Origin of the sequence: Colwellia sp. PAMC 21821 (assembly GCF_002077175.1) — a bacterium.
GTDB lineage: Bacteria > Pseudomonadota > Gammaproteobacteria > Enterobacterales > Alteromonadaceae > Cognaticolwellia.
Genome location: NZ_CP014943.1, coordinates 36,023 through 48,107, shown reverse-complemented (window position 1 = coordinate 48,107; position 12,085 = coordinate 36,023). Strand labels below are relative to the sequence as shown.

Annotated in this window: 9 protein-coding genes; 4 read left to right on the top strand and 5 right to left on the bottom strand. The window is 35.4% G+C overall.

Annotation, left to right across the window (positions count from 1 at the left end; translation table 11 throughout):
* Positions 1 to 84 precede the first annotated feature (84 nt).
* The 3 genes from A3Q33_RS20525 to A3Q33_RS00170 form a co-directional block, all read right to left on the bottom strand.
* Complete coding sequence (locus tag A3Q33_RS20525; RefSeq protein ID WP_155866665.1) at positions 85 to 225, bottom strand: hypothetical protein; 141 nt, start codon at positions 223 to 225, stop codon at positions 85 to 87.
* Between the two features lie 135 nt (positions 226 to 360).
* A complete protein-coding gene (locus A3Q33_RS00175) occupies positions 361 to 867 on the bottom strand; it encodes a methyl-accepting chemotaxis protein (RefSeq protein ID WP_081177865.1) in 507 nt (168 codons plus the stop codon).
* Between the two features lie 265 nt (positions 868 to 1,132).
* Positions 1,133 to 1,381 (bottom strand): DUF3297 family protein, encoded by a 249-nt coding sequence (locus tag A3Q33_RS00170; RefSeq protein WP_081177864.1) that lies wholly within the window; start codon positions 1,379 to 1,381, stop codon positions 1,133 to 1,135.
* A gap of 912 nt (positions 1,382 to 2,293) precedes the next feature.
* On the opposite strand from A3Q33_RS00170, the gene A3Q33_RS00165 reads away from it, so the two are divergent.
* Complete coding sequence (locus tag A3Q33_RS00165) at positions 2,294 to 4,015, top strand: GGDEF domain-containing protein (protein WP_196798019.1); 1,722 nt, start codon at positions 2,294 to 2,296, stop codon at positions 4,013 to 4,015.
* Positions 4,016 to 4,199: 184 nt separating this feature from the next.
* Here the strand turns inward: A3Q33_RS00165 and recQ are convergent, their stop codons facing one another.
* Entirely contained in the window at positions 4,200 to 5,996 is a 1,797-nt protein-coding gene (recQ, locus tag A3Q33_RS00160; RefSeq protein WP_081177862.1) for a DNA helicase RecQ, read from the bottom strand.
* Between the two features lie 583 nt (positions 5,997 to 6,579).
* Between recQ and A3Q33_RS00155 the strand changes: the two genes are divergently transcribed.
* Together A3Q33_RS00155 and A3Q33_RS00150 are read left to right on the top strand one after the other, a co-directional pair.
* A complete protein-coding gene (locus tag A3Q33_RS00155) occupies positions 6,580 to 8,922 on the top strand; it encodes a TonB-dependent receptor (protein ID WP_081177861.1) in 2,343 nt (780 codons plus the stop codon).
* Positions 8,923 to 8,996: 74 nt separating this feature from the next.
* Positions 8,997 to 9,677 carry a Fe2+-dependent dioxygenase gene (locus A3Q33_RS00150; RefSeq protein WP_081177860.1) on the top strand — a complete coding sequence of 227 codons (681 nt, stop codon included), beginning with the start codon at positions 8,997 to 8,999 and terminating at the stop codon, positions 9,675 to 9,677.
* A gap of 113 nt (positions 9,678 to 9,790) precedes the next feature.
* On the opposite strand, the gene A3Q33_RS20780 is transcribed toward A3Q33_RS00150, so the two are convergent.
* Positions 9,791 to 10,090, bottom strand: coding sequence for a hypothetical protein (locus tag A3Q33_RS20780; RefSeq protein ID WP_081177859.1), 300 nt, complete (start codon positions 10,088 to 10,090; stop codon positions 9,791 to 9,793).
* Positions 10,091 to 10,843: 753 nt separating this feature from the next.
* Between A3Q33_RS20780 and A3Q33_RS00140 the strand changes: the two genes are divergently transcribed.
* The gene (locus A3Q33_RS00140; RefSeq protein ID WP_081177858.1) at positions 10,844 to 11,761 is read left to right on the top strand and encodes a hypothetical protein; all 918 of its coding nucleotides are present in this window, start codon (positions 10,844 to 10,846) and stop codon (positions 11,759 to 11,761) included.
* Positions 11,762 to 12,085 lie beyond the last annotated feature (324 nt).

Genomic DNA, 12,085 nt, shown 5'->3' with positions numbered 1-12,085 from the left:
TGCAGTTAATAAAGTAAAGTGCATTAACATTTTAGCCTATTTAGCTCTGCTTTAATCTGTTCGGCTATGACTTTCGAGTGAATACTATTTTTTTTGTAATTTATGACCTAATTCGGCTAAGCCATTAATACTATCAGAAACGGATACTAATCGAATGTTTATATCTTCTGCAATATGGCTTTGCTGCTCGGCTGCTGTTGCTACCTGCTCAATACTTTCGCTCATTATCTCAATGCTTGCTTTCGTTTGAGAAAGTCGTTCGAAGCTAATACTTGTATTATCAACTGTATGGGTAATTGAGTCTTTGTTCTCATCTAATGTTTCAACGGCTTTATTGACATCTATTTGTAAGTTGCTAATTTAATTACTTATATCCTGAGTAGAGGTTTGAGTACGTGCAGCCGAACTTCTAACCTCATCAGCAACAACGGCAAAGCCTCTTCCTTGTTCTCCTGCTCTTGCTGCCTCTATTGCCGCGTTTAATGCTAATAGGTTAGTTTGATCGGCAATAGATCGAATAGTTTCAACAATACTGGTTATATCATAATTGCGAGCAGCAACTTGTGATGTTTTTTCGCTGGTCAAGGAAATATTCCCTTGAAGTAATTGCACGTTTTTTACACTACTCTCTAATATATCCTGTGTTTCTTGGAGCAGTGCCTTAGCATGCTTGCCACCGTGGACCGTTTCTACTGCTAGCTTTGCTACCTCACTTGAAGTAGCAACCATTTCAGTCATTGCTGTGGCGATACTGTCTAAATCGACTTGTTGTGCTTGAGTGCCAACTTCAACGTCATTTGCAATACTTTCTAGTTCGTTGAATTTGCCATTTAGCTTATGAGTAAAAGTTTTGGACGCAGCAATCATTTCTGCCAATTTATTAAAGTTAGCATTTTAGCTTGATGTTGGTCATGCAGAACACAAACCAAAGGCTACGTTATTGTATACGTAAGGTTAGTAGTTACTTTTTAGGGTGATTTTAGGTATTGAATTTACTATATATGTGGCACCATTTATCCTTAAAATGGTATTAGGTGTTTTGATAGGGGCATATTTACATCATGCCAATTTGCCCCTATTGTATTTATATTTGAAAGGTGATGAACTAAATTAGTGGTTGGTCATGATCACTTTAGCGATAAAACGACTCTACAGTTCCTTTTACTGTTACTAAAAGTGGTTGTCCGCGACGATCTAATGCTTTAGCCGATGCAACTTTAACCCAACCCTCACTGATGCAATATTCTTCAACATCGAAGCGCTCTTTGCCATTGATGCGAATGCCAATTTCATGTTCGAAAACGGCTGCCACATGATGTGGACTACGAGGGTTAATTGAAAGACGATCAGGTAATGCTGGTTGCGAATTTGTATCGTTCATTTTAGTGGTCTGTAATTAAGTGAAAAGTGCGCTATTGTAGGCAATAAAATTATACCGCTCAAGTACTGTTAGCGTATTTAAATCTCTTTTTACTTTATTGTATTATTCTGTCAAAAGTAGACATAATATTTGGTACAAGGAAATGATCTGTTACCAGCGATAAAAATGGACAAAGAGTATATATCTAAGTCCATTGCCCAAGCTGATGTACGAGATGAATCAAAAGGTCACTTACCTGTATTTTAGGGAGTAAAAGGGCGGAAAAGTCGCTTCACTTTACTTCATTATCGATTTAAATAGCATCGAACACTTAACTATTACGATGAACTTTGATGACTTCTTATTGCTTTAACAAGCTGGAGGTAAAGTTTACGCTAATGAACAAGCTACTCTGTGTTAACTTTTTGTTAATGCGAACGGTTGCAATAAATAACGTTGTAGTTTATAAACCATTTAAGCATATTATTTAAATGGTTTTTAATAAGGTATTTTAGTGAAAACCATATGAGAAAAATTTATAGCCTATTTAAGCCTATAGTTTATGAGTAAGTTATGCGGGTCATGATTGACCTTACGCTAGTTATTCTTTTAGTTTTTATGATGAAGTCAGAAGATAAACTAGTTTATTGTTATCTCTATGTTTTTTATTCTCTCAAGTTTGAAACTATTCACTTAATATCTGTTCAATAAATTTAAACATTCAGGTCAGAATTATTCACAATCACAACTAAGTAGTGGTTGGAAATACCCTTATTTAAGCAAAAGCAGGTTTTTATTTTATATGGCAATACTCAAGTGGCAGCGCGGATTTTGAATATCTTTAAAATAATGGTTAGTAAATTTTTGATATTTTCTGCTTTATACTACTGCTCGTTATCTTTCATTAATTCGGCATTCGCCAATGATTTGAACATGACATTAAATAGTATCGAACCATCTCAAAATTATGTTTGTCCTGTGGATGCAATGTTAAGTGATAACGTTGAAAGCTTGTTAGCTAACTCTCCAAATTTATCAAATCAAGCTCGCTCAAAACTACTCTGGCAAAAATCAACGGCTATATTCTGTAAATATGGTTTTAGTGAAGATTATCTAAGGCAGTTAAAAAAAATAACCCTTTTGCCGAGTAATGAAGTAAACCAAAATATTTTATCAATCGCAATTTATGATTTGACAACATTTTATTATCGTTACTCACAAAAAAAATCGTGCGATTTTTTACATGAACACCTACCATCTTTAACAAACGCTTCACAAGAATTTTTGAAGTACTTGGATATGGTTGAGCTGCAATATTGTTCTGATATGACCGCTGTTGATAAGGTTAAAGCGTTTATCAGGCTGCAGGAGTTAAATAAAGACGATAACCAATTTATAAGTGATGTATATATCAATATAGCTGAAATTTATTCTTCTATTGGTCAGTTTACGCTTGCAGCGAACGCGTTCAAAAAACAGTTGTCTTATATTGATGATGAATTCGATTTACATTGGACTCATTACGCTATTGCAACTGAATTATTAGATGCTGGTGATATTGAAGAAAGTAAGCAATACTTTAGAAAATTTGAATCAGGTAAAGTACTGTCTATAGATTCTCAATATTACAAAATGTTATTACTAACTATAAAAATAAAGTTCGCCTATATAGAAAAAAACTTTACTGAAATGTTAGTACTTATTGACGAATTTGAACCTTATCAAACTAGTACTGAAGAGTTACATAAAAATAATAAAATGAGGTTGTATAAGGCTATAGCGTGTTTGGAAAATAATAGAACTCAATGTGTTAATACCTTCATAGTAAAAAAAGACTTATTAATTGAGCAAACTGATAAGCCCAATTTACGGTATCTTTATGAGTTTTTGATCAAATATTATATAGCTCAAAATCAATCTGACTTAGCCATTAAATATTTTGAAAATTATATTGATATCAATCAACAAACTTTAATTAATCAGCAAAATTCTGTGTCTATTTTAGCTTTTGCAGAGTTACAACAAGATATAGTTGCACTGGAACTTAGCTTAGTTTCAGCTAAGCTCGAGAAATCAAAAATAACCTTAGTATTATCCGGTATATTAATATTTACATTGTTCGCAATTTGCTTATTTATATGGCATCAAAAAAATAAGCAAAAAATACTATCAGAAACTGATGAGCTAACACGTATCTTCAATAGGCGAGCTATTTTTGAACAAATAGCAAACTTAAACACTACGGTAGACAATGATATACATGCCATTATTCTTTTTGACCTAGATGACTTTAAATCTATAAATGATAAATACTCACATATTTGTGGTGATAAAGCACTGAGGCATATTGTTAAACTAACTAAAGATAATATTAGGCAGCAAGATCTTTTTGGTAGGATTGGTGGCGAGGAGTTTGTTATTTGTTTAAAAAACATAGAGAAAGTTTCCGCTCAAATTATAGTTGAACGCATACGTAATAGTTTTGAAAGTAACCCCATATTTATAAATGATGAAAGTGAGCTAACGATTACAGCTAGCTTTTCAATAACCTATATCAAAGAAGCTATTTCTAATTTTGAGTCCATTTATCAAGGCTTAGATAATGCGCTTTATAAGGCGAAAGATCTCGGTAGAAACCGGGTAATTGAAGTGTAACCGTAAAAGGATTTCCCAATTTAGATCATAGAAATAGCGCCTTAAGCTTATTTTTGTAAACATTGAACCGATAAACAGTTCTAGTATTAGTTAATTTTTACTAGTTATTGGCAGATATTTACTCCTTTTTTTGCGTATAAAAAATGCAGATTCGTTCAAACGATAACTAATGCTGTGCTATTTTTTACGTTAACAAGGCAATAATTTTTTCACCATAAAGCTCAAGCTTTGTTTTACCTAAACCATTAACTTCAAGTAATTGGTTTGAATTTTTGGGATTTATTCGCGCTATATCCATTAAGGTTGCGTCATGAAAAACAACATATGCTGGAACGTTTCGCTCTTTTGCCCATAAAGATCGTTGTTGCTTAAGTTTTTCAAAGTTAACTTGCTCGTCAGCCGATAAGTCACTCTCAATAGCTTGTTTTTTGTTTTGAGCTTGCTTGGGTTTTTTATATTTTTGCACTTTAAGCTGAATAGCACATTCACCTTTTAATAAAGGTCGCGCTTTTTCAGTTAACTTTAACACGCCATAATCTATTTCAACCGCTAAATACCCCATGGAAATAAGTTGTCTAAATACCGTTTGCCATTCCATTGCCGTAAGTTCGCTGCCAATATTATAAGTGGAAAGTTGATGGTGATTTAGGCTAGTAATTTTGGGTGTTTTTTTGCCGGTTAACACATCAATTTGATGGCCAACACCAAACCTTTGCCCTGTTCGATAAACCGTTGAAAGGGCTTTTTGTGCAGCACTGGTGCCATCCCAGGTTACAGGAGGGTTCAAGCAGTTATCACAATTTCCGCAAGGCTCTGATAAGGTTTCACCAAAATAGTTTAACAGCACTTGTCTGCGACAGGAGCTAACTTCACAATAGCCCAGCAGCGCGTCAATTTTACGCTGAGTAATAAATTTAAACTGTTCATTACCATCACTTTGACTCGCCATTTGTTTTAGTTTGATAACATCTTGCATACCATAAGCTAACCAAGTGTTGGCTGGCATGCCATCTCGACCAGCACGCCCGGTTTCTTGATAATAAGCTTCAATACTTTTTGGTAAATTTAAATGCGCAACAAATCGCACATCAGGCTTATCAATACCCATTCCAAATGCAATGGTAGCAACGATTATAATGCCATCTTCTCTTAAGAATCGCTGTTGGTTATTATCCTTAAGATCGCTAGCTAAACCAGCATGATAAGGTAAAGCCGTTTTTCCTTGCTCCGTTAACCACTGAGCGGTTGATTCTACTGATTTTCGTGAAAGACAATAGACAATACCGGCATCATTTTCATGTTCGGTATTAATAAATTTAAGTAGCTGCTCTTTGCTATTTTTCTGTTCACTAATACGATATTGAATATTGGGTCTATCAAAGCTATGTACAAAAGTTTTAGCACCCGTTAAATTTAAAACCTGTACGATTTCATCACGGGTTTTCATATCCGCTGTTGCGGTTAAGGCGATTTTGGGTGTGTTAGGGTATCGGTGACCTATGATAGAGAGTTTTTGATACTCAGGCCTAAAATCGTGGCCCCATTGCGATACACAATGTGCTTCGTCGAAGGCAAATAATGCGATGGTAACTCGATCAAGCAGCGATAGAAAATAATCACTTAAGAGCCTTTCTGGCGCTACATATAATAAGTCGACATTGCCCGAGGTTATAAGCTGTTCAACACGGCGCTGTTCTTCATGATCTTGTGATGAATTTAAAAACTCTGCTTTTACCCCTTGTAACTTTAGCGCATCAACTTGATCTTTCATCAAGGCGATCAGGGGTGATACAACAATACCAACCCCTTGCAAAACAATAGCCGGTATTTGGTAGCATAATGATTTTCCTCCACCGGTCGGCATAAGCGTAAAAACATCAGCGCCATTAATAATTTCACTAATTATGTTGGCTTGTTGGTGACGAAAATCAGCGTAACCGAAGGTGTTTTGTAAAACTGATTTTGCTGTGTTGATATCCAAATTAAATCCCTTTTGAGCTTGATATGATTAAGTCAGCATATAAATAACGTAGACTAAAAATTTAAAAATAAACACCGTAAAGCGCTATGTCGTTATTAATAAATTTTACTCACCTTGTATTGTAGCGATGAAGAAATACCTTGAGGGTAGAGCATTTGAAGAAGATATCATTAATACCGATATAAATGAACATGTGACAAGCGGATGATAATGCAGGGAGACATTTTTTTAATGCATTACACGGTTTTAATATGATTATGTTTGTGAAAGAGCATCTATGAGCTTTTATTATTCATTACTCTAGCGCTTATTTACTCTAGTTTAAAAATTCTCTAGGTTAAAAACCCTAAATAAGAAACAACATTAAGCCATGTATTAATCTTAATATGGTTTCTTTCGGTTATATCGTCTAACTAATTAAACTACTCAAATGTGACCTAGTCGAGGGTAATAAATCTTTGTTGTATAAATACCGAATATTAATATTAATGCAAATGATATTTATTATCATTTGCATTTAAGTTTTGATTTAGTTAATATCTAAATCCTCACTAATTAAGACTTTAAAATAAAAGTAAAAAACATGAACTCTCAACTAAAATCTCATCAAAAAAGCAAAATGACATTAGGTGCACAAGCCGTAGCTGCGGCACTGGTATTTAGTGGTACATCTGCATACGCAGAAAGTAACCTAGACAACTGTGAAAAAGACAGTGCGGTTATTTGTGAAGCGAAAGAAATTAATAAATCTGAAGAAGCGATTGAATTAATCAAAGTTCATGGAGCTAAAACTTCTGTATATTTACATGACGAATCTGGCGATATTCGCCGTGTTGCGGAACTTGTTGATACGCCGCAAATGATCACTGTTTTAACACAAGACCAAATTATAGAAGCAGGTAAAACTGACCTAAAAGATATACTTTCAGCACAAGCAGGTATTACCTTAGGCACGGGCGAAAATGGTAATGCTTTCGGTGATCGTTATATTATTCGTGGTCATGAAGCACGCAGTGATGTGTTTGTTGATGGTTTAAGAGACCCAGGCATGAGCACGCGTGAAAGTTTTGCTACTGAGCGTGTTGAAATTACTAAAGGACCAAGCTCAACTTTTGCGGGTCGAGGATCATCGGGTGGTGCGGTTAACAGTATTACTAAAAAGGCTTCTGTAAATTATAACTTTGGTCGTGTTGATGCCGGTTTAGGTAGTGATGAATATAAACGTGTAACACTTGATTATAACTTGCCTTTGTCAGAGAACACCGCAGTTAGACTTAATGCCTTGATTTCTGATGAAGATAAACCTGACCGTGAAGGCGTTTCAAATGAGCGAAAGGGTGTACAACTATCAGGTGTATATCTACCAACTCAGGCGTTATCAATTACCGCTGATGCTTATTATTTAGATGCGGAAGATGTGCCTGACTTAGGCAGTTATTATGACAAAGCTGAACGTGCACCTGTTAAAGACATTCCGGTGTATTCTCAAGCGTCAGACTTTTTAACCTCAGAGGTAAAAACTTTTACCTTACGTACTGAGTATGAAATTAACGATAATGTAACGCTTTATAACGCTACGCGTTTTGGTGACACAAAAAATGGCTATATTACTACCGGAGCAAAAGGGACAGTTCGCGCAGATAGTGATCCTGATGCCCCAGGTGTTGCAACAATAGGTTTAAGTACGCATCAAGGTTATCAAGATGTTTCGTATGCTAGTACACAGTTTAACTTGTTCTGGAATACTTCTATTTTTGATTTAGAAAATAACTTTGTTTTTGGTTTTGAATACACCGATGAAAGTGTTAACAACGGTGTGTACGATATTGAATATAATAACCCAACCAATTGTATAACTTCGGGTCGACGTGGTGATAGTGCGGGTTTTTGCATTATCGATGGTGCAGGTGAACAGCTTGATAATCTTGATCAATTGATGGGAAGAACTTATAGCCGTGGCGATAACGATGCCGTGCTAGATATTGAAACAGTGTCAGTTTATATGTTAGATACGGTGCACTTAACCGATCAACTTGATGTGTTTTATGGCGCTAGATTAGACAAGTTCGATTACAGTAATGAAGCAAAAAGTCAAGGTACATCAGCGCTTTATGCTTATTCAGATACTATGTACAATGGTAATTTTGGTCTGATCTATGACTTTTCTGAAGACGTTAATGTTTATGCAAATTACAGTACAGCAACCAATATTAATGGTGGCGAAACTGACTTAGGCGCGAACTGTGGCTATGGCGGTGTTTGTGGTAATGCAACACAAGTACCTGATTCGGATCCTGAACGTGTAGAAAACATTGAACTTGGCACAAAGTTAATGCTACTTGATGATAACTTTATGTTGAGTGCGTCTATTTTCCAAATTACTAAAAACGATGTTATGGAAAGTGTTGGAGACGACGATTACGCTACTTTAGGTACGTTAAATACTGGCGAGAATAGAGTACGAGGAATTGAAGTTGGCTTTGTTGGTAATTTAACTGAAAACCTTAGTTTACAGTTCTCTGCTACGTCAATGGACTCTGAAGTGTTAGACTCGGTAAATGATGAAAGTATTGGCTTAGCCTTAAGTAACTTCGCTGAAAAAAGTGTTTATTTACAGTTAAGATATGAGCTAAATGAATCGTTTGTTGTCGGTGGTGATTACGCTTATCAAAGTGAAATGTATGCGGGACAACCAGATACAGCTGCCGGTTATGACAGCGTAAATAGCCGATACAGCGTTGTTGTACCTAGCTATCAAGTGGTTAACCTATTTGCTAACTACTACGCGACCGACGATTTAACCTTTAGACTAAATATTGGCAATGCATTTAACGAAGAGTATTTTACAGCGGCTTATCGTTCGGGTGCCTTTATGTATTTAGGCAGTGCTACCAGTACGAAACTTACCGCAACGTATGAGTTTTAATATCAACTAAAACCACTTGAATAGTTTCTTTTAGAAACATATTAGCACTGAGCAAAACAGGTAAAGTAAACGTAATGATTGTTATAGAAAAAATATTATCTAAAGAAGAAGTTAATGCTTATCGTCAACAGCTTGCTAACGCGCCTTGGGGTGACGGCGGGAAAACAGCGATGGGCATGGCAGCTTCGGTAAAAAATAACAATCAAGCTGATGCCAGTAATACACTTGTGCGTCAATTAGCTAACCAGCTATTGTCGCGCATTGGTGAAACACCCAAAGTGGTATCAGCCGCTTTACCGCATAAAATATTTCCTCCTTGTTTTAATCGCTATAGTGATACGCAGGAGTACGGTTATCACGTTGACGCAGCGGTGATGAGAATTCCAGGTACTTCAGAAGTTTTGCGTAGCGATATGTCTATGACCACTTTTTTAAGTGAACCTGAGGAATATCAAGGAGGAGAGTTAATTATATCTACTGAATTTGGCCAGCAGTCAATAAAGCTACCTGCTGGCTATGCGGTTGTTTATCCGTCAAGTAGTCTGCATAAGGTAACCGCTGTTACTCAAGGTCAGCGATTAGCCGCTATTACTTGGATGCAAAGCATGATCTCGGATGTCAGTATTCGCCAAAACTTATATCAGTTAGATCAAACTATTCAAAACCTGATCAAAGAAGATAAAACCTCTCGCACTGAAATGGACAATTTACATAATGTTTATCACAACTTAATTCGACAGTTTGCACAGTTGTAGTTAGTATTTTTGTTTCTGCTGTATCAAGTTAAAGGAAAGCTCACGGAAAAGCTTAACATTACTAAAGCGCTGCTTAACTTGATTTTTTAGTAAATTAGCTACTCGCTATGCAACTAAATATTCAACGCAAAACTCAATAGCACCCGCTTACCCGACTCAATTTTAGAAACGCTGTGTTCATATTTATCTGGGCGAAACAAATAAATCCGATTAAATAAATTTATAATACAGTTTGAACACTCAAACACGCCACCGACTTTAGCTTTCACCAACACAAAATTAAGTTTGTAATAACGGCCTTTCTGTACAGGGTCACTATGTTTCATCACACTATGGTGAGTAGGGTACGTGACATAATTGATAGAAAAAATTCTACTGCTGAAAATTGCCTTGTTTGTTACTTTTGCGATCATAACCACACCATTAATTTAAGTGCAGTAAACGCTGTCTACTACACTTTGAACCTATCTTATTGGGTGTAGCTTAGTTAAATACCAGCGCGAATACTGTAATGAAATGTTCGACTTAATCGTATTTTGAATAATGAGTGCTTGATACACAAGCTAATCAACAGCTTATGGATAATTACATCAGTTTTACCACACAATTACATCAGAACTGCCAGTCATTATTATCTCACACTGCCATCGGATGTCATTTACGATGACCACTGAATAATATTAGGTTTGCCACTCATCGATTAAGATAATCTTGTGCATTAAACGGAAGCTTCAAGTGACTAAATTAATACTTCGGCTTCTAGCCTATTGCGGACGTAATATAGCTCGATTAATATGTCGGTTTGAGCACATTACTGATATTTTAACGAACCTGACCCCGTAGGTATTTGACCCCGCAGGTATTTGTCAATAACAGATGATTGATTAATCGAGCGAAATTAGGTGTAATGGAGCCAAAATAAAACGCTGAGCATGCAGGGATGATGCAAGAAAGCCAAGTGACCTAATTAAATTAGGTTTATAGCGGTTTAGTTCAAAAAAGCAAATCCCCATAGCATAAATAATACCTACGCTGATATACCGAGCAGGTATCGCCTCAGTCCAACAAGCGATTATGCAACACAAACTACGTGCCACATAAATACTAAATTGTTATGCAACACACAAGCCTAGGCGAATTCGTCTGACTATAAAGGAATTAAATTTTTGAAAACGTTGTACTCTAAATTATCTAAGTTTTGTTTAAATAAATACGTTAGGCTTTTTACAGATAGTATTTTACTAATTGCTACTGGTTATTTAATGCTGAAGAAGGCTTTTGACTTCTCAATTTCAGGCTGGTTGCTAAATAATGTCCTGCACCAAAGCGGGGTTAATGTTTATGTCATTATTTCAGCAACCGTATTAATAATTTCTTTTGTTTTAAAATTATTATCAATGTTGTTTTTACATTTTCCTCCAGCTAAGCATTCGACAGTTGAGCCTGAAGAAATATCTGATTGTATCTCTGTAATGAATAAAGAAATACTCGGTCATATTAAAAAGTGCTGTATTGAACCTGTTGATGTAACTCGCTTAAATGAACAACATTCTTTTGACGTTAACATGCGTGTTATTACTGAGGCGCTTGCAGAGCATATAAGGAAATCAATCAATTCAATAAGTATTAAAAGAAAAGACTTATTTGTATCTGTCTACCGTTATGATAAAGATGATAATAAATTAATTTATGAGCTTCATTATGACCATAAAAGGGATTTGGTTAAATCTAAAGTGATTGATATTAATGCCTCTGAGTTTGAAAGTTACGAAAGTGTAAAGTGCTTCACAGAGGGTAAGAATACAAGCTACGTTCATAATAAAAAATCATACTCTAAAGGTAGTTCCAAGAGGTATAAAACTATACAACATTACTTGGGATGTAAACTTGAAACTAACGGGGAAGTTGTCGGTTTCTTGAATATTGAGTTTCATAATAATTCGGTTTTTGCTAATGAAGAGGCAATGCAAGACTTTATGGAAGAAAGTATTTATACATTTAAACTGTTATACGAATATCAATATTTAAAACATGAATTTTTCAATAAATTTTGTAATTTTGAACAAAACTGGAGAGTGGCATGAGTACTGTGACTAAATCAGAAAATACAAAACTATTCCGCGAAGCTGAAATGTTGAGGAAAAGTATTCAATCAGAAATACATTCTGCTGTAAGAAATGAACCCGATACAGTTGAAACTTTACACAAGAAAACTAGTAATGCAGAAAAGTTGCATAACAAGCCAATCAAGAAGGACTAAAAACAGTTTACTGTTTCGTTCCTCACATTTTAGCAATCAATTTTTAGCCCCTTATTGGGGCGTTGAGGCTGTAGAATTTCTCCAAAAAGGAAAAGGACAGATGAAATTTAAGTTCATACAGCCTTTAAAAGTCATTTTTTAGTAGGAT

What these genes read in the sequence shown, in the direction of transcription:
- A3Q33_RS20525 (WP_155866665.1), bottom strand. Translation starts at nt 225, where the DNA reads ATGAGCGAAAGTATTGAGCAGGTAGCAACAGCAGCCGAGCAGCAAAGC.
- A3Q33_RS00175 (WP_081177865.1), bottom strand. Translation starts at nt 867, where the DNA reads ATGATTGCTGCGTCCAAAACTTTTACTCATAAGCTAAATGGCAAATTC.
- A3Q33_RS00170 (WP_081177864.1), bottom strand. Translation starts at nt 1,381, where the DNA reads ATGAACGATACAAATTCGCAACCAGCATTACCTGATCGTCTTTCAATT.
- A3Q33_RS00165 (WP_196798019.1), top strand. Translation starts at nt 2,294, where the DNA reads ATGACATTAAATAGTATCGAACCATCTCAAAATTATGTTTGTCCTGTG.
- A3Q33_RS00155 (WP_081177861.1), top strand. Translation starts at nt 6,580, where the DNA reads ATGAACTCTCAACTAAAATCTCATCAAAAAAGCAAAATGACATTAGGT.
- A3Q33_RS00150 (WP_081177860.1), top strand. Translation starts at nt 8,997, where the DNA reads ATGATTGTTATAGAAAAAATATTATCTAAAGAAGAAGTTAATGCTTAT.
- A3Q33_RS20780 (WP_081177859.1), bottom strand. Translation starts at nt 10,090, where the DNA reads ATGATCGCAAAAGTAACAAACAAGGCAATTTTCAGCAGTAGAATTTTT.